The 16,770-nt window shown below is 64.6% G+C and carries 16 protein-coding genes; 6 read left to right on the top strand and 10 right to left on the bottom strand.

Features of this window, described 5'->3' with window-relative positions; genetic code table 11:
* Nucleotides 1–18: 18 nt before the first annotated feature.
* Nucleotides 19–999: an isoaspartyl peptidase/L-asparaginase family protein gene (locus HV765_RS09705; protein ID WP_054423942.1), complete on the bottom strand. Its 981-nt coding sequence runs from the start codon at nucleotides 997–999 to the stop codon at nucleotides 19–21.
* The gene (locus tag HV765_RS09700) at nucleotides 996–1,871 is read right to left on the bottom strand and encodes a MurR/RpiR family transcriptional regulator (RefSeq protein ID WP_054423944.1); all 876 of its coding nucleotides are present in this window, start codon (nucleotides 1,869–1,871) and stop codon (nucleotides 996–998) included. Before HV765_RS09700 ends, HV765_RS09705 begins: the two co-directional genes overlap by 4 nt.
* A gap of 192 nt (nucleotides 1,872–2,063) precedes the next feature.
* Here HV765_RS09700 and HV765_RS09695 point away from each other — a divergent pair, with 192 nt between their 5' ends.
* Complete coding sequence (locus HV765_RS09695) at nucleotides 2,064–2,522, top strand: GNAT family N-acetyltransferase (RefSeq protein ID WP_175169622.1); 459 nt, start codon at nucleotides 2,064–2,066, stop codon at nucleotides 2,520–2,522.
* Nucleotides 2,523–2,609: 87 nt separating this feature from the next.
* Here the strand turns inward: HV765_RS09695 and HV765_RS09690 are convergent, their stop codons facing one another.
* From HV765_RS09690 to HV765_RS09680, 3 genes are all read right to left on the bottom strand, one after another.
* Nucleotides 2,610–3,263, bottom strand: coding sequence for a CoA transferase subunit B (locus HV765_RS09690; RefSeq protein ID WP_054423948.1), 654 nt, complete (start codon nucleotides 3,261–3,263; stop codon nucleotides 2,610–2,612).
* 12 nt (nucleotides 3,264–3,275) lie between these two features.
* The gene (locus tag HV765_RS09685) at nucleotides 3,276–3,974 is read right to left on the bottom strand and encodes a CoA transferase subunit A (protein WP_054423951.1); all 699 of its coding nucleotides are present in this window, start codon (nucleotides 3,972–3,974) and stop codon (nucleotides 3,276–3,278) included.
* A 291-nt stretch (nucleotides 3,975–4,265) separates the two neighbouring features.
* Nucleotides 4,266–4,715 (bottom strand): acyl-CoA thioesterase, encoded by a 450-nt coding sequence (locus HV765_RS09680; protein ID WP_054423953.1) that lies wholly within the window; start codon nucleotides 4,713–4,715, stop codon nucleotides 4,266–4,268.
* 113 nt (nucleotides 4,716–4,828) lie between these two features.
* Here HV765_RS09680 and HV765_RS09675 point away from each other — a divergent pair, with 113 nt between their 5' ends.
* From HV765_RS09675 to HV765_RS09665, 3 genes are all read left to right on the top strand, one after another.
* Entirely contained in the window at nucleotides 4,829–6,475 is a 1,647-nt protein-coding gene (locus HV765_RS09675; protein ID WP_054423955.1) for an electron transfer flavoprotein-ubiquinone oxidoreductase, read from the top strand.
* Nucleotides 6,476–6,586: 111 nt separating this feature from the next.
* Nucleotides 6,587–7,423 carry an NAD-dependent epimerase/dehydratase family protein gene (locus tag HV765_RS09670; RefSeq protein ID WP_175169621.1) on the top strand — a complete coding sequence of 279 codons (837 nt, stop codon included), beginning with the start codon at nucleotides 6,587–6,589 and terminating at the stop codon, nucleotides 7,421–7,423.
* Between the two features lie 87 nt (nucleotides 7,424–7,510).
* Nucleotides 7,511–7,855: an antibiotic biosynthesis monooxygenase family protein gene (locus tag HV765_RS09665; protein WP_054423959.1), complete on the top strand. Its 345-nt coding sequence runs from the start codon at nucleotides 7,511–7,513 to the stop codon at nucleotides 7,853–7,855.
* Between the two features lie 4 nt (nucleotides 7,856–7,859).
* Here HV765_RS09665 and HV765_RS09660 read toward each other — a convergent pair whose 3' ends face one another.
* From HV765_RS09660 to HV765_RS09640, 5 genes are read right to left on the bottom strand one after another with little or no spacing between them, the layout of a single operon-like run.
* Nucleotides 7,860–9,680 carry a dipeptide ABC transporter ATP-binding protein gene (locus HV765_RS09660; protein ID WP_175169620.1) on the bottom strand — a complete coding sequence of 607 codons (1,821 nt, stop codon included), beginning with the start codon at nucleotides 9,678–9,680 and terminating at the stop codon, nucleotides 7,860–7,862.
* Nucleotides 9,677–10,513 (bottom strand): ABC transporter permease, encoded by an 837-nt coding sequence (locus tag HV765_RS09655; protein WP_054423964.1) that lies wholly within the window; start codon nucleotides 10,511–10,513, stop codon nucleotides 9,677–9,679. The genes HV765_RS09660 and HV765_RS09655 overlap by 4 nt, the downstream gene beginning before the upstream one ends.
* 8 nt (nucleotides 10,514–10,521) lie before the next feature.
* The gene (locus HV765_RS09650; protein WP_054423966.1) at nucleotides 10,522–11,466 is read right to left on the bottom strand and encodes an ABC transporter permease; all 945 of its coding nucleotides are present in this window, start codon (nucleotides 11,464–11,466) and stop codon (nucleotides 10,522–10,524) included.
* A gap of 6 nt (nucleotides 11,467–11,472) precedes the next feature.
* Nucleotides 11,473–13,068, bottom strand: coding sequence for an ABC transporter substrate-binding protein (locus HV765_RS09645; RefSeq protein ID WP_175169619.1), 1,596 nt, complete (start codon nucleotides 13,066–13,068; stop codon nucleotides 11,473–11,475).
* A 21-nt stretch (nucleotides 13,069–13,089) separates the two neighbouring features.
* Nucleotides 13,090–14,190: a C45 family autoproteolytic acyltransferase/hydrolase gene (locus tag HV765_RS09640; protein ID WP_175169756.1), complete on the bottom strand. Its 1,101-nt coding sequence runs from the start codon at nucleotides 14,188–14,190 to the stop codon at nucleotides 13,090–13,092.
* 212 nt (nucleotides 14,191–14,402) lie between these two features.
* On the opposite strand from HV765_RS09640, the gene HV765_RS09635 reads away from it, so the two are divergent.
* Nucleotides 14,403–15,284 carry a GntR family transcriptional regulator gene (locus HV765_RS09635; RefSeq protein WP_175169618.1) on the top strand — a complete coding sequence of 294 codons (882 nt, stop codon included), beginning with the start codon at nucleotides 14,403–14,405 and terminating at the stop codon, nucleotides 15,282–15,284.
* 147 nt (nucleotides 15,285–15,431) lie between these two features.
* A complete protein-coding gene (aptA, locus tag HV765_RS09630; RefSeq protein WP_175169617.1) occupies nucleotides 15,432–16,757 on the top strand; it encodes an omega-aminotransferase AptA in 1,326 nt (441 codons plus the stop codon).
* The last annotated feature ends 13 nt before the right edge of the window (nucleotides 16,758–16,770 follow it).

Genomic DNA, 16,770 nt, shown 5'->3' with positions numbered 1-16,770 from the left:
AAACGAACCTGCCGCCGCTTAACGATAAATCGCGGTGACGGGCTTCTCGCCTACGCGGGCGTAACCCCGATACATGCCTTCCGTGTTGAACGGCAAAGCCACATTGCCCTGGGCGTCAACGGCGATGAGACCGCCCTTGCCGCCGATGGTGGGCAGCTTTTCCATCACGACGCGATTGGCCGCCGCTTCCAGCGACGCGCCGCAATATTCCATCTGCGCCGCGACGTCATAAGCCGCGACCATGCGGATGAACATTTCGCCCGTGCCCGTCGTGGACACGGCGCAGGTCTTGTTGCTGGCATAGGTGCCGGCGCCGATCATCGGCGCGTCGCCGACGCGGCCAACCTGCTTGTTGGTGATACCGCCGGTCGAGGTTGCGGCGGCCACGTTGCCCTGGGCGTCCACGGCTACCGCGCCCACTGTGCCGAACTTCTTGTCGGCGTCCAGCGGGTCGGCCGGCGCGGGCTGGCCGCGGGCGACCATGGCTTGACCGTCGTGGTCCAGCACAGCGGCATCCGGCGTCTCGCGCTGCACGCGCAGCAATTGTTCGCGGCGGGCTTCGGTCGAGAAATACGACGGGTCAACGATGTCCAGGCCCTCTTCCTTGGCGAAGGCTTCAGCGCCCTCGCCCACGAAGAACACGTGCTTGCTGTTTTCCATGACACGGCGCGCGGCGAAAATCGGGTTGCGCACGCAGTTCACGTTGGCAATCGCGCCCGAACGCAGCGTCGCGCCGTCCATGATGGAGGCGTCCAGCTCGTGGGTGCCGGCGCTGGTGAACACTGCGCCGTGGCCAGCGTTGAACAACGGGCAGTCTTCCAGCAGGCGGACGGCTTCAGTGACGGCGTCCAGCGCGCTGCCGCCATTGGCCAGCACGGCTTGGCCGGCGGTCAGGATGGACTCCAGGGCGGCCAGATATTCCTGTTCTTTCTCGGGCGACATGGCCGCGCGGGACATCGCGCCGGCGCCACCGTGAATGGCAATCACGGGTTGAATCATCGTTTACCTACTCCATGGATGAGCCACGGCATCACGGACTGGGTCACCCCAGCGGCGGCCGCGACGGAATTCTTGGCTCGATAAGCCACCGCGGCGGACAGGGCTTCGATCAAGCCCAGCGCGGCGGTTTCGGAATTGGGGATCAGCTGGCGCGCGGAAAACGCGTACAACACGACGGATGCCGTGGGCGCCAGCGGAGACGTGGGTTTGTCGGTCAGCACCAGCACCGGCACGCCGGCCTGCTTGGCGGCCGCGGCCAGCGTGACGGTGTCGGCCAGGTAACGCGGAAAGCCTATCGCAATCACCAGATCTTTAGCGGTCATGCGCGACATCTGGCGTGCCGCATGCGACACGCCGCCGGGACCGGCCAGCGATTCAACCGAATGCAGGTGCATGCACAGACCGCGTTGCAGCAGGCCAGCCAGGAAACCGCTGGCGCCAAAGCCGATGATGAACACGCGGTCGGCGGCCAGAATGGCGTCCACCGCCTGCTCACAGGCCGCGGAATCCAGCGATTGCAGGTTGCGCTGCGCGTTGCGGATGTCTTCTTCCAGCGTGGCGGCGAAGATCTGCACAGCGCTGGCGGAATGCGCCAGTTCCGTGCGCAGCTTTTCAACGGGTTCCAGCGCGGCTTCGAATCCGCGCGCCAGTTCGGCGCGGAATTGCGGGTAGCCGGGCAAGTCCAGGGCGCGCGCAAAGCGGTTCGCCGTGGCCACCGATACGCCCACCGCCGCCGCGAATTCGTCGATGGTCATCGTGGCGGCGCGGAACTGATGCGCCAGCACGTACTCGGCCATCTTGTGCTGCGTCCGGCTCAGCGCGGGCTGAGCCCGGGCGATCCGATCAGCGATCGTAAGTGCGGCCTTGTTCATCGATTCCGGGGGGTGAGTCGTAGCGGATGTTTGTGTAAATCTGTTTACACACAAATTTTAAATAAGAAAATTCCTTTTCATACTAAGGGTATACCCGTGAATATATGTAACAGTGCTTCAAAAGAAACGGGGCCGGTTTGAGGTACGCTATCCGCGCTCCACTTTCACCCCTTGCCGACTTGGATTGACGCAATGCCCGATTGGATCTGTAAGCCCCACCAGGAACTCACCGTGCCCGAGATCTACGCGATCCTTCGGCTGCGCTCGGAAGTGTTTGTCATCGAGCAGAACTGCATCTTCCAGGACATGGATGGCAAGGATCTGATGGGCCAGACGTCGCACCTGATGGCGTGGCAAGACGGCCAGTTGGCGGCTTATTGCCGCATCCTGGACCCGTCGCTGAAAGACGGGCAGATTGAAATCGGCCGCGTGATCACCGCGCCGTGGACGCGCGGCCAGGGCCTGGGCCACGAGCTGATCCGCCACGCCATGGCGGAAGTGCGCCAGCGCTGGCCCGGCCGCGCCATGTACCTGGGCGCGCAAGCCCGCTTGCGCAATTACTACGGCGGCCATGGCTTTGTGCAGGTCACCGAGGAATACATCGAAGATGGCATCCCGCATGTGGGGATGCGGCTGAACGAGACGGCCTAGCGCCCAAAAGAAAACGCCCCTTGCGGGGCGTTTTCATTGGAACTTCGGCAGCGGGTTTACCGGTTTACCGAGTTACGCATTTACCGGTCACTTAACCGCCGACACGTCCAGCTTCGCAGCCGTCTTGGACTGGATTTCATCCACCGTCACGCCCGGCGCCGTTTCCAGCAGCTTCAGGCCGTTTTCGGTGACTTCCATCACGCCCAGGTCGGTGATGATCAGGTCGACCACGCCCACGCCGGTCAGCGGCAGATTGCATTCGGGCAGCAGCTTGATGTCTTCCGTGCCGTCCTTCTTCTTGGCCACGTGCTCCATCAGGACGACAACGCGGCCTACGCCGGCCACCAAGTCCATTGCGCCGCCCATGCCCTTGACCATCTTGCCCGGGATCATCCAGTTGGCCAGATCGCCCTTTTCGGACACCTGCATCGCGCCCAGGATGGCCAGGTTGATCTTGCCGCCGCGGATCATCGCGAACGAGTCGGCGGACGAGAAGATCGACGAGCCCGGCAGCGTCGTCACCGTTTGCTTGCCGGCGTTGATCAGGTCAGCGTCGACTTCATCATCGGTGGGGAACGGGCCAATGCCCAGCAGGCCGTTTTCGGATTGCAGCCACACCTCAACGCCCTTGGGCACGTGGTTGGCCACCAGGGTCGGCAGGCCGATACCCAGGTTCACATAAAAACCGTCTTGCAGCTCGCGCGCGGCGCGCGCCGCCATTTCATCGCGGGACCATGCCATGTCGTTTTCTCCTTAGGCCGGGCGAGTGGTGCGTTGTTCGATGCGCTTTTCCGGCGTCGTGTTCAGCACGATCCGTTGCACATAGATGCCGGGCAGATGAATCTGGTCGGGGTCCAGGCTGCCGGTGTCAACGATCTCTTCGACTTCGACCACCGTGAACTTGCCAGCCATGGCCACGTTCGGGTTGAAGTTGCGAGCCGTCTTGCGGAACACCAGGTTGCCGCTGCGGTCGGCGATGTGCGCCTTGACAAGCGACACGTCCGGCACCAGCGAACGCTCCATCACGTATTGCTGGCCGTCGAACTCGCGGATTTCCTTGCCGTCGGCCACGATGGTGCCCACACCGGTACGCGTGAAGAACGCGGGAATGCCCGCGCCGCCGGCGCGCAGCTTCTCGGCCAGCGTGCCTTGCGGGGTGAACTCAAGCTCGAGCTCGCCCGACAGGAACTGGCGTTCGAATTCCTTGTTCTCGCCCACGTAGGACGCGATCATCTTGCGAACCTGGCGCGTGTTGAGCAGCTGGCCCAGGCCAAAACCGTCAACACCTGCGTTATTGCTGATGCAAGTCAGGTCCTTCACGCCTGAATCGCGCAGCGCGGCGATCAGGGCTTCGGGAATACCGCAAAGGCCGAAACCGCCCACGGCGATCATCTGACCGTCCTTGACGATGCCTGCCAGCGCCTCCTGGGCGCTTGCAAAAACCTTGTCCATCGCTCCAACTCCTAGTTAAGGTCTAACCGAAGAGAGCCCGCCCCGCCGCTTGCACGGTGTTCCCGCCTGGGGATCAAGAAATTCGGGGAGAGCCCTGTTTTTCCTTGGAGCGCGGCTGCCGGCGTCGGCCCCGGATGGCATCGAAAAACGGCCCGATGTCTCTGGGTGACGGCGCCGAGGGTGGCGCGCCCCTTTATTTCTTTTGTGATTTTGCGCTTGATTTTAACGGCATGACGGGCAATGCGTCGTGGGCTTTTATGGAGGAGCCCGCCCCGCCCGCACGCACCGCCATCAAGCGGCTGCCTGGAACTGCGTGGCCATCTGCGCCAGCACCTCGGGCGGCCACGGGGCGGACGTATTGGCCACGTAGTCCATCCAGACCAGCACATTGCGGCCGCGCGCATAGGGGCCGGCGTCGTCGCCCACCTTCTCCAGCAGCAGCTCGAATTCCGCGCTGGAACGGCCGATACGCGTCACCTTGTGCGTCACGCGGACGGTGGCGGGATAGGTCAGCGGACGCAGGAAATCGCACGAGGCATGGGCCAGGATGGCGCCGTTATCGGCGGGCAACTCAAAGCCCGCGTCGTACAGAATCTGCATGCGGGCCTCTTCCATGAGGCGGAAATACAGCGTGTTGTTCAGATGATTCAAGGCGTCAGAGTCGCCCCAACGCAAAGGCAATTCCACTTGATGGGTATCGCCCACCGCCAGAATCCGCGCAGACAGATTGTCCGGGTTCACCAATTACTCCTGAAGGCTAAAAGAAATACGAAGGCGTGCACGGCCTCCGCCTGCAATACAATCGCCGATAATACTTCCAGCCAAATATGGAATACATACGGGGAGCTTTGCAAATGTCTGAACGCGAGTCGATGGAATATGACGTGGTCGTGGTTGGCGGTGGACCCGCCGGCCTGGCCACCGCAATCCGTCTAAAGCAGCTGGCCGCTGAAAAGAATCAGGAAATCGGTGTCTGCGTCCTTGAGAAGGGTGCGGAGCTGGGTGCGCACATCCTGTCTGGCGCCGTGATGGACCCGCTGGCCCTGACCGAGCTTATCCCCGACTGGAAGGAAAAAGGCGCGCCGTTGAACGTGCCCGTCACGCAGGACAAGTTCCTGTTCCTGTCCCAGAACGGCGCACGCGCCACGCCGAACTGGCTGCTGCCCCCCTGTTTCCACAACGAAGGCAACTACATCGTCCGCCTGGGCGACGTCGTCAAGTGGATGGGCGAGCAGGCCGAAGCGCTGGGCGTGGACATCTTCCCGGGCTTTGCCGCGGTTGAGGTGCTGTACGACGAAAACGGCGCTGTCCGCGGCGTGGCCACCGGCGACATGGGTGTCGCCCGCGACGGCTCGCACACCGACCACTACCAGCCCGGCATGGAACTGCATGCGCGCTACACCGTCTTCGGCGAAGGCGCGCGCGGCCAGTTGGGCCGCCAGCTGATCGAACGCTTCAAGCTCGACGACGGCCGCGACCCGCAAGCCTACGGCATCGGCATCAAGGAAATGTGGGAAGTCGACCCGGCGCAATCCAAGCCGGGCCTCGTCATCCACACAGCCGGCTGGCCGCTGGATTCCGACACCTACGGCGGTTCGTTCCTGTACCACCTGGACAACAACATCGTGGCCGTCGGCATGATCGTCGGCCTGGACTACGCCAACCCCTGGCTGTCGCCGTTCGACGAATTCCAACGCTACAAGACGCACCCCGCCATCCGCGGCACGTTCGAAGGCGGCAAGCGCATTGCCTACGGCGCGCGCGCCATCACGGCAGGCGGCCTGCTGTCCTTGCCCAAGCTGACGTTCCCGGGCGGCGCGCTGGTTGGCTGCGAAGCCGGCTTCCTGAACGCGTCCCGCATCAAGGGCAGCCACGCCGCCATCAAGTCCGGCAAGCTGGCCGCCGAAGCCGCGTTCGACGCGCTCGTCGCCGACCGCCGCCAGGATGAGCTCACCGCCTACCCGAAGGCCTTCGAAGCCTCGTGGCTGCACGCCGAATTGAACAAGGCGCGCAACTTCAAGCAGTGGTTCAAGAAGGGCCGCACCATCGCCACGGTAATGACAGGCGTTGAGCAACTGCTGCTCAAGGGCAAGATGCCCTGGACCCTGCGCCACAGCAAGCCCGACCACGCCTGTCTGCAACCGGCATCGCAATGCGCCCGCATTGACTACCCGAAGCCCGACGGCAAGCTCACCTTCGACAAGCTCAGCTCGGTGTTCATCTCGAACACCAACCACGAAGAAAACGAGCCTATCCACCTGACCTTGAAAGACCCGTCTGTACCGGTGCAGGTCAACCTGGCCAAGTACGGCGGCCCGGAAGCGCGTTACTGCCCCGCTGGCGTGTACGAGTTCATCAAGGACGACCACGGCGCCGACCGCTTGCAGATCAACGCGCAGAACTGCGTGCACTGCAAGACCTGCGACATCAAGGACCCCACGCAGAACATCGTCTGGGTGGCGCCGCAAGGCGGCGAAGGTCCGGTGTACAGCGGCATGTAATCAGGGCTAGGGCGCCCCCGGCTAGGTGCCCCCGGCTAGGGGCGCCCGGCCAGGGGCGCATCCCCTGCCACAAGGCACCTCTTGGGGTGCCTTTTTTTCAGGCGGCACATCATGACTGAACGCATATTGCTCATTGGCTGCGGCGATCTTGGCCAGCGCGTGGCCCGGCGTTTCCTGGCGCGCGGCGACCACGTGCACGCACTGCGCCGCCACCCGCCCGCCGACGACAGCGGCATCCAATGGCTGCAAGGCGACATCACGCGCGCCGACACCCTGCCCACGTTGCCGCAAGGCGTGACGCGGCTGATCCACCTGCCCGCCCCGGGCGGGCGCGACGAGGCCTTGTATCGCGGCGTTTTCATCGACGGCGTGCAGAACGTGCTGAACGCATTGGATACGTCCGAACTCAAACGCGTGGTGTTCGTGTCATCCAGCGCGGTGTACGGCGAACACCAAGGCGACTGGGTCACCGAAGACACGCCGCCCGCGCCGCAAGGCTTCAACGGCAAGGTGCTGCTTGAAGCGGAAGCCGCGCTGGCCGCGCGCGGCCTGTCGTCCACCGCGCTGCGGCTGGCGGGGCTGTACGGACCAGGCCGGCTGCAATTGATCGAGCGGCTGCGCAGCGGCGCGGCAGGCGCGCCGACACAGCCTGAACATTGGGCCAACCGCATCCACATCGACGACGCGGCCGCCGCCGTGGTGCATCTGGCGCTGTTGCCCAAGGTTGATCCGGTTTACATCGGCTGCGACGACACGCCGCTGCCGCTGCACACGCTCTACGCCGAGCTTGCAGCCATGATCGGCGCACCCGCGCCGCGTATCGCCCCGGCCCCCGCCAATGTGGGCAGCAAGAAGCTTAGCAACGCACGGCTGCGCGCCAGCGGCTTCACGCTGCAATGGCCAGATTCCCGCCAGGGGTACGCGGCGCTGCTGGCGGACACGGGCTGACACCGGCACAGTTCGGCGTGCATCGAATCGTTGATGGCAAAGGTGGCGAATACTGTCCCGATCTGATTTGCTCAAGGAACCCACCCCATGATCGCCGTGATATTCGAAGTTGAACCCGCCAACGGCAACCCCGATCCCTATCTGCACATTGCCGCCAGTTTGATCGACGAACTCAAGACCATCGACGGCTTCATCTCGGTGGAACGTTTTCAAAGCCTGAGCACGCCGGGCAAGCTGTTGTCCCTGTCGTTCTGGCGCGATGAAGACGCCGTCAAGCGCTGGCGCTCGCTGGAGTCGCACCGCCGCGCCCAGGAAGCGGGACGCGGCGGCGTGTTCCAGAACTATCGGCTGCGCGTGGCGCAGGTGCTGCGCGACTACGGCATGAACGCCCGCGACGAAGCGCCCGCCGACAGCCGCAGCCGGCACGGTTGATGCGTCAGGCGGCTACCGTTTCGGCCAACGCCACGCTGGCAGCCAGCGCAACGCGATGCGTGGCGCCGGATGCCGCCACCGCCGTCATGGCAGGCGCGGCCACGTCCGCGTTGTGGGACGGATCAAAGTAGTCCGCATCGGCGCGGCGCGCGCCAGCAGGCAGGTCGCGCACTTCCACACGGAATCCTTCCGCCGCATTGCCGCGCAATTCGGGCACGGCCTGCAACAGCCGGCGCGTGTACGGATGCGTCGGATGATCGAACACTTCGTCGCGCGATCCTTCCTCGACGATATGCCCGCGCAACATAACGACCACGCGGTCAGCGATCTGCTCAACCACGCCCAGATCGTGCGAGATCAGCAGGCAGGCAAAGCCATAGGAACGCTGCAAAGACATCAGCGTTTCCAGCACCTGCTTCTGCACGGTCACGTCCAGCGCCGACACGGGTTCATCCGCGATGATCACTTCCGGCCGCATCACCAGCGCCCGCGCAATCGCAACGCACTGGCGTTGCCCGCCCGACAGCTCATGCGCATAGCGCTCGGCATAGCCGTCGCCCAAGCCCACATCGCGCAACGCCTGATCCACGCGCTGTTGCCGGGCATCTGGCGTGATGCCCGCCTCCAAACGCAGCCCCTCGCCCACCAGCGCGCCGATGGTCATGCGCGGATCGAGCGACGAGTACGGGTCCTGGAACACCATCTGGATGCGGCGGCGCGCCGTGCGCCAGATGCTGCCCTCGCCGCCAGGCGGCAACGCTTGGCCATCCAGCGCAATGCGCCCCTGCGCCTGCGGCACCAGGCCCAGAATCGACATCATGACAGTGGTCTTGCCGCTGCCCGATTCGCCAACAATGGCCAGCGTCTCGCCCGGGGCCACCTGAAAGCTCGCCTGATGCACGGCGCGCACGGTGCGCTTGCGGCGCCAGCCGCCACGCACGGCGTAGTCGATTGCCAAGCGCTCCACTTGCAGAATCGGCGCAGCGGTTACGGGCGCACGCGCCGGGCCGCGCTTGGGCAGCGCATCCAGCAGGCTCAAGGTGTACGGGTCCGCCGGACGCGACAGCACTTGCGACACCTCGCCCATTTCCACCGCGCGGCCCCGGCACATCACCAGCACGCGCTGCGTGTAAGCGGCCACCAGCGCCAGGTTGTGGCTGATGAAGATCAGCGCCGTGCCTTGCTCGCGCGTCAGCTCGACCATCAGGTCCAGTACTTCCTTTTGCACGACGCAATCCAACGCCGTGGTGGGCTCATCGGCAATCAGCAAGCGGGGTTTCAACAGCATCACACCGGCCAGCAGAATGCGCTGCCGCATGCCGCCCGAGAACTCGTGGGGATACCGCTTCATGCAATCGCGCGCATCGCGCACCCGCACGCGTTCAAGCATCTGGATGGCGGCGTCCCACGCCGCGCGGCGCGTCATGCCTCGGCGCAAGACCAGCGCTTCGATCAATTGTTCGCCCACGCGAAACGCCGGGTTCAAGGACACCATCGGTTCCTGGAACACCATGCCGATACCGGTGCCGCGCGTGGCCTGCCAATCGCGCGCGCTTTGCGGCAGCACGTCTTTTCCGTCGAACAATGCCTGGCCGTGGGTGATGCGCGCGGCATCCGGCAACAAGCCCAACAGCGCCTTGCCGATCAGCGTCTTGCCGCTGCCGGATTCGCCCACGATGGACAACGATTCGCCCGCATGCAGATCGAACGACACGCGGTTGACGACGGGCGCGGCGTCGCGCTTGCCGGGAAAGCGGATTTCAAGATCGCGGACGGCCAGCAGGGGCTCGGACGTCGCGCCAGGGTTCAAGCCACGAGCGTTCATGCCATCACTCCACGCATGCGGGGGTCCAGCCGGTCGCGCACGGCATCGCCCAGCAAGTTGATGCCCAGCAAGCTCAACGAAATCATCGCGCCGGGAAACAGCGCCAGCCAGATCGCCTGGTCCATGGCGTTGCGGCTTTCGGACAGCATGCCGCCCCAAGTGGCCAGCGGCGGCGGCACGCCCAGACCCAGAAAGGACAGCGCGCTCTCCGCCAACAGCGCCGAGCCGAAAATCGACGTCGCAAAAATCAGCAAAGGCGCCACGCAGTTGGGCAGAACGTGGCGAAACACCGTCCACAAGCCGCTATGCCCCGTGGCGCGCGACGCGATGACGAAGTCGCGCTGCCGCAATGACAACGCCGCGCCGCGTGCAATGCGCGACACCGACGGCGAATACGCCAGGCCCAGCGCCAGAACGACGCCCCACTTCGACGGGCCGAGCACCGTCATGATGCCCAGCGCCAACAGCAAGCCGGGAAACGCCATCATCGACTCAACCAGCACGCTGATGCCGCGATCCACCCAGCCGCCCGCATAGCCCGCCGCAACGCCAATCGTCGTGCCCAGCACCAGCGCCAGCAACACCGAAAATACGCTGACCGCCACGCTGACGCCCGCGCCCGCCATCAGCCGCGACAGCACATCGCGGCCGAACTCGTCGGTGCCCAGCCAATACTCTGCCGACGGCGGCGAAAAGCGCGCCAGCAGGTCGCCTTCCAGCGGATCGTGCGGCGTGTACACCAGCCCGACCAGCGCCAGCAGCACCACGCCCCCGACCAACACGCCGCCCAGGACGGCATTGGTGTGTTTGAAACCCGGTTTGATACCCGTCATGACGGTTCCTATTGAAGCTTCACGCGCGGGTCGAACAGCGGATACAGCAGATCCACCACCAGATTCACCGCCACGTACAACAACGCAATAAACAGCAGGCAACCCTGCACCACGGGGTAGTCCCGCGCATAGATGCTTTCCACCAGCAGCCGGCCGATGCCGGGCAAGGTGAACACGGTTTCGATGACCGCCGCGCCTGACAGCAGATGGCCCAGCATCAAGCCGATGACTGTCAGCGTGGGGCCGAAAGAATTCGGCAGCACGTGGCGCAGCATCACGCGTTTCTCAGGCAGGCCCTTGGCGCGCGCATGCGCCACGTATTCCAGCCGCAGCGTCTCGATGGTGCTGGCGCGCATCATCCGCGTGATGGCTGCAATTTCCGTCAACACAATCGCGCATACGGGCAGCACCAGATACTTCAGCGCGCCCACGCCGCCTTGCGCCAGGGATTCAAAGCCATACACCGGCAGCCAATTCAGCTTTACGCCGAACAGCCAGATCAAGAGGATGCCCACCCAGAAGCTGGGCATGGACACGAACAGAATGGAGGTGGACACGATGGCCGTATCGGCGCGCCGGTTCTGCCGCCACGCCGCGATCATGCCGGCGGGAATGGCCACCAGGCAGGCCAGCAAAGTGGCCGTCAACACCACCTGCGCCGTCACCGCAAAATGCGTCAACACCAGATGCATGACGGGTTCGCGCCGGGCGATCGACATGCCCAGATCCCCCTGGAACGCGTTCGTGACCCAGATCAGGAACTGCTTGGCCACCGGCTGGTCCAGCCCCAGCGCGTGGCGCATTTCGGCCAGCAGCGCGGGGTTGTCGATGTCGCCCAGCATCAGCGACGCCGGGTCTCCGGGAATGGCGCGGATCATCGCGAACACCAGCACCGTCACCACGATGACCGTGGGCACCGCCGCCGCGATGCGCTTCGTTAGATAGCCCAGCACGGCGCCTCAGTTCTTGGTGACGTTGAAAAAACGCGGCTTGCGCAGCGGCCAGCCGGTAAAGCCCTGCAACTGGCTCGACACAACGACATAGCCCGGCTTGTTGTAGTACATCAAAAGCGGCGTATCGCGCAGCATCAGCGTGTGCAGCTTGTCGAACGCCTGCTTGCGCACAGCCGGGTCGGATTCGGCTTCGATGCCTTCCAGAATGGCGGCGGCTTCGGGGCTTTCCCATTGCGCCATGGGCGTCTTCGCCTTGTCGCCGATCACGTCGCGGAACATCAGCGCGGGCTCGGTGCGCGCGGAATAGGCGAACGCCATCAACTGGAATTTGCCTTCGCGAAAATTCGTCACCTGCGTGCCCCACTCCAACATGTCCAGCTCGGTCTTGATGCCGGCCTTGTTCAGCAATTGCTGCGTGACGACGGCCACGCGATACAGGTACGGGTAGCGCTTGTTGGCTTGCAGCTTCAACGATTCGCCGCGGTAGCCGGCGGCCTCCAGCAGGCGCTTGACCTCTTTCAGATTCTTTTCGTAACCCGCGCGGTCAGCGTCCGAGTAATAGACGCTTGCCGCCGGCACCAGCGACGGGTTGTAGGCGGCCTGGCCGTTGTTCAACGCGCGGGCGATGGCCGGAAAATCCAGCGCCAGCGCAATGGCGCGGCGCATGTTCGCATCCGACAGCAACGGCGCGCGCGTCTGCATCAGCAGGTTGACGGTGTCCAGCCCTTGCTCGGTGACGATGTTCCAGCGCGGGTCTTTCGCGGGCAAATTGTCTTCGTCGGCGTTGTAGGCATCGACCTGGCCCGCCATCAGCGCCGCCTTCTGCGCGGCCGCGTCGGGAATCACCACGAAGCGCACATTCGCCGATGCCGTCTTCTTGCCGGCCATGCCGCTGGCCGCTTCGCTGCGCGGTGTATAGCCCGCGTACGGCGTCAACAGGACGTATTGCTCTTTCTTCCATTCGGCCAGCACGTACGGGCCGGTGCCGACCGGCTTGACCCAGTTGCCGTCGGCGCCCACGCTTTTCGGGCTAAGCACCGGCATCGGGCATTGCACACTGGCCATCTGATCCAGGAACAGCGCGTAAGGCTGGTCCAGTTTGAACACGACGGTGGCCGCGTCGGGCGTTTCCACGCCGACGACCTTGGCGCCCTTGGTGCCGTCGTACAGGTTCTTGCAGCTGTACTCGGACTTTGCGCCGGTCAGGTAGTCGTAGCTCCATTTGACGTCGGCCGAGGTCATGGGAGAGCCGTCATGGAACGTCACGCCGGGGCGCAACGTGAAGGTGTAGCTGCGCTTGTCGGCGGACAGCGTCCAGCTGTCGGCCAGCATCGGCGCCACGCTCATGTCGGCACGCAACGCGACCAGCGCTTCAACCACATGCGCCAGCACGTTGTCGGTGGAGGTGTTGCGCGAGCGGCCGCCCGGCACGGACGTCGGCGTGCCCGAGCCTTCCGCATAGCGGATCTCGGGCATGGGGGCCGGGGTTTGCGCTTGGGGTTGCGCTGGGGTTTGGGTCAGCCCCGGCAGGCCCGTGAAGGCGCCGGCCAGGGCTGCGGATAACATCAGCACGCGCTTTACGCGCAAGGCTTGCAGAGTCATGGAATGTCCTTAAAGCGCGGCTCAGAACAGCCGGTACTCAACGAAGTTGCGGCCTTCATAGGGCTTGCGGGCGATCCACATCACGCCACTTTCCGGCTCCATGAGGGTGGTGGCCACCGTGGCCGAAATGCTGTCGAAGCTGGCGGCCTTGGGCGAACGCAGCACGCCATCGGGCGCGGCGAAGTCGTCCGCCAGAATGCGTTTGACGGTGTCCCAGTCAACGCTGCCTTGGGCGCGGGCCAGCATGGCTTGCACGCGCCGCTGGCGGTAGATGGAATCGGGGTTGGCGGCCAGCCCCTTGTCGAACAGCTTGGCGCGCGCGGGCGGGCTCACCCAATGGTTGGCGTGCACCAGCAGGCCGTCTTCGGGCGTGACCCAGAAGATTTCGTCGGGCGCGCACTCCAGGTCCACGGCCTCGCCTTGAGCCTGCGCCAGCATCAGGTTGTTGGAGCAGAAGCGGCGCGACGCCCACAGCACTTTCATGGCGTTGCAAATGTTGGTGGATTCCAGCATCTTGCGGCGCACCAGCACCAGCGGCACGTCGGCCGGGCGCTGGTAGTCCTGCTCGCAGGACAGGAAATTGCCCGATAGCGATACGCCCGCGCTGTTGAAGCCGTGGCGCGCCAGGCTGCCTGCTTCGGTGAACATCAGCAGGTCGGGGCCGTCTTCGCGGCGCATGCGCAGCACGATGCCGGTGTCGACGCATTCTTCACGCCAGTCCCAGTTATGCGCGTGCATCAACTTGCCGCCCGCCGCGGCTTCGGGCAGCACGATGAGGCCAGTGCAGCCATCGTCCAGCCCTTTTCTGGCACGGCCCAGCTCGGCGTGGCCGAACATCATTTCGGTGCGGCAGTTGATCACCACCACGTCTTCCAACGTCTGGCCCGCCCCGTCGGCAATGCCGCGCAGCTCTTCCAGATAGGCGGCGTCGTAGTCCCCCACCACCGGCACCATCGCGGCGGCCAGTTCCTTCAGACGGGCCGCGCTCACGCCACGGCGCTCCAGCTGGCCCCGGTACAAGGCCACGCTGCGCGCCACGCGCTCCGGCACGGCGGCGCCATGCTGGCGGCCACGTTCATAAGGACTGCCCTGGACGTCGACCAGGGGAAACGGGGTAGGCATTGTCACGCTCGCAACACTCCGAATAAGGCCGGCCAAGCGGCCTGCAAGAAAACGGTCAGAATCGACGGCCAGATTTTGTACTAATATAGATAAAAGTTCAATATTAGGGTTTGCCCAGCCTGACCGAAAAAGAGCGGTATCCACTACGGTTCCCAAGTGCGGGTCTCAAGTAACATTCTTCCTTTGCTGCCCACGCCACCTCCCCACGCGCCATGTCCACCGCCGCCCCTGCTCGCCCCACGCCGCTGCAAGTCGACCTGGCGCGCCATATTGCGCAAGACATCGTGGCGCGGCGGCACCAGCCGGGCGACCACCTGTCTGAAGAAACCCTGGCCGCGGCCTATGAGGTATCGCGCACGCCGGTGCGCGGCGCGCTGCGGCTGCTGGCCGCCCAGGGCCTGATCACGCACCGGCCGAACAGCGGCTACACGGTGGCGGAACACGCGGCGGGATCGGCGCCCGCCATCGAAGGCGCAGGCCCGTCGCAAGACGAGCTGACCCGCCGGCTGATCGATGACCGCGCCGCGCGCGAGCTGCCCGAAACCTTTACCGAACGCGATCTGCTCCAACGCTATGACGTGCCGCGCAGCGTGCTCGCCAAGACCTTGCTGCAACTGTCGGCAGATGGGCTGATCGAAAAACGCAAAGGGCACGGATGGCAGTTCGCGCCATCGCTGGAAAGCGCCGAGGCGCTTAGCGAGAGCTACCGTTTCCGCATGACGATCGAATGCGCGGGCCTGCTGGAACCCACGTTCCGCGTAGACAAGGCGGCGCTTGCGCGCATGCGCGCCGCGCACGAAGCCCTGATTCAGCGCGACGATGCCGGCATTTCGGCCACCGAGTTCTTCGGCCTGAATGCGTCGTTCCACGAATTGCTGGCGCGCTTCTCGGGCAACCGCTACATCCTGCAAGCGGTGCAGCAACAGAATCAATTGCGCCGTCTGGAAGAACACGCGGCGTTCTATCGCGACGCCCGCTTCGTGAACTCCAGCAACGAACACCTGCAAATCATCGAAGCGCTGGAAGCCGGCGACCAGGAATGGGCGGCGCAACTGATGCGGCGCCACCTGAAGACGTCGCTCCAAGCCTCCTGATTCCCCTGCGATTTGACCTGCCCGCCCCTCTGGCCGGGCAGGATGGCGCACGCCTGTATGCAGCGGCTGCCTGACTGCCAGTATTGTATTTATAGTTTCTTTAATACAAAATAGCCGAACCTGAACTTACCCCAAAGCAGGATCGTCATGTCTTCAACCCCCACCCTTCCCTCTCATTCCGACGCCTACTGGATGCCGTTCACTGCCAACCGGCGGGTCAAGCGCAATCCGGTTCTGTTCGCCGCCGCCGAAGGCATGCACTACATCCGCCCTGACGGCCGCCGCGTGCTGGATGGCATTGCGGGCCTGTGGTGCGTGAACGCGGGCCATCGGCGCCCGGAAATCGTGGAGGCCATTTCGCGCACGGCGTATGAACTGGATTACGCGCCCTCGTTCCAGATGAGCCACCCGCTGGCCTTCGAACTGGCCGATGCGTTGTGCGAGGAAGCGCCTGCCGGCTTTTCCAACGTCTTCTTTTCCAACTCCGGATCGGAGGCGGTGGACACCGCCCTTAAGATTGCGCTGGGCTATCAGCGCGCACGCGGCCAGAGCCAGCGCGTGCGGCTGATCGGGCGCGAACGGTCGTATCACGGCGTGGGCTTCGGCGGCTTGTCGGTGTCGGGGATTGCCGGGCATCGCAAGCCCTTCGGCAATCTGCTGCCTTATGTGGACCACCTGCCGCACACCTATGACCGCCAGCAGATGGCTTACACGCGCGGCCAGCCGGACTGGGGCGCCCACCTGGCCGACACGCTGGAACGCATCGTGGCCCTGCATGACGCATCGACCATCGCCGCCGTCATCGTTGAACCGGTAGCGGGTTCCACGGGCGTCATCGTGCCGCCGCGCGGCTATCTGCAACGGCTGCGCGAAATCTGCGACGCGCACGGCATCCTGCTGATTTTCGATGAAGTGATTTGCGCGTTCGGCCGTATCGACGGCGCCTTCGCGTCGCCGTACTTCGGCGTCACGCCCGACATCATCACCAGCGCCAAGGGCCTGACCAACGGCGCCATTCCGATGGGCGCCACGCTGGTGCGCCAGCACGTGTACGACGCCTTCATGCAAGGGCCGGAAAGCGCCATCGAGCTATCGCACGGCTATACGTATTCGGGCCATCCGGTGGCCTGCGCCGCCGGGCTGGCCACGCTGGATATCTGCCGCCGCGAAGGCTTGTTCCAACGCAGCCAGGAGTTGTCGCGGTACTGGGAGGATGCGGCGCACAGCCTGAAGGGGCTGCCGCATGTGGTCGACATCCGCAATATCGGCCTGCTGGCCGCCATCGAGCTTGCACCGCTAGAAGGCCAGCCCGGCCAGCGCGCCTATGCCGTGCACAACGCCTGCCTGGAACGCGGCTGCCTGATCCGGTCGGCGGGCGACACCATGCTGCTGTCGCCGCCGCTGATCATCGAGCGCACTCAGATCGACGAGCTGTTCTCGGTGCTGGCGGACGTGTTGCGCGCCAGCGCCTGAAGGGCCGGCCGCC

The organism is Achromobacter kerstersii (assembly GCF_902859595.1).
In the GTDB taxonomy this organism is placed as follows: domain Bacteria; phylum Pseudomonadota; class Gammaproteobacteria; order Burkholderiales; family Burkholderiaceae_B; genus Achromobacter; species Achromobacter kerstersii.
Note: the sequence above shows the minus strand (reverse complement) of the source record. Positions and strands in the feature narration are given on the sequence as shown.

Coding starts and splice junctions, on each gene's coding strand:
- HV765_RS09705 (WP_054423942.1), bottom strand. CDS start 999: ATGATTCAACCCGTGATTGCCATTCACGGTGGCGCCGGCGCGATGTCC.
- HV765_RS09700 (WP_054423944.1), bottom strand. CDS start 1,871: ATGAACAAGGCCGCACTTACGATCGCTGATCGGATCGCCCGGGCTCAG.
- HV765_RS09695 (WP_175169622.1), top strand. CDS start 2,064: ATGCCCGATTGGATCTGTAAGCCCCACCAGGAACTCACCGTGCCCGAG.
- HV765_RS09690 (WP_054423948.1), bottom strand. CDS start 3,263: ATGGCATGGTCCCGCGATGAAATGGCGGCGCGCGCCGCGCGCGAGCTG.
- HV765_RS09685 (WP_054423951.1), bottom strand. CDS start 3,974: ATGGACAAGGTTTTTGCAAGCGCCCAGGAGGCGCTGGCAGGCATCGTC.
- HV765_RS09675 (WP_054423955.1), top strand. CDS start 4,829: ATGTCTGAACGCGAGTCGATGGAATATGACGTGGTCGTGGTTGGCGGT.
- HV765_RS09670 (WP_175169621.1), top strand. CDS start 6,587: ATGACTGAACGCATATTGCTCATTGGCTGCGGCGATCTTGGCCAGCGC.
- HV765_RS09665 (WP_054423959.1), top strand. CDS start 7,511: ATGATCGCCGTGATATTCGAAGTTGAACCCGCCAACGGCAACCCCGAT.
- HV765_RS09660 (WP_175169620.1), bottom strand. CDS start 9,680: ATGAACGCTCGTGGCTTGAACCCTGGCGCGACGTCCGAGCCCCTGCTG.
- HV765_RS09655 (WP_054423964.1), bottom strand. CDS start 10,513: ATGACGGGTATCAAACCGGGTTTCAAACACACCAATGCCGTCCTGGGC.
- HV765_RS09645 (WP_175169619.1), bottom strand. CDS start 13,068: ATGACTCTGCAAGCCTTGCGCGTAAAGCGCGTGCTGATGTTATCCGCA.
- HV765_RS09640 (WP_175169756.1), bottom strand. CDS start 14,190: ATGCCTACCCCGTTTCCCCTGGTCGACGTCCAGGGCAGTCCTTATGAA.
- HV765_RS09635 (WP_175169618.1), top strand. CDS start 14,403: ATGTCCACCGCCGCCCCTGCTCGCCCCACGCCGCTGCAAGTCGACCTG.
- aptA (WP_175169617.1), top strand. CDS start 15,432: ATGTCTTCAACCCCCACCCTTCCCTCTCATTCCGACGCCTACTGGATG.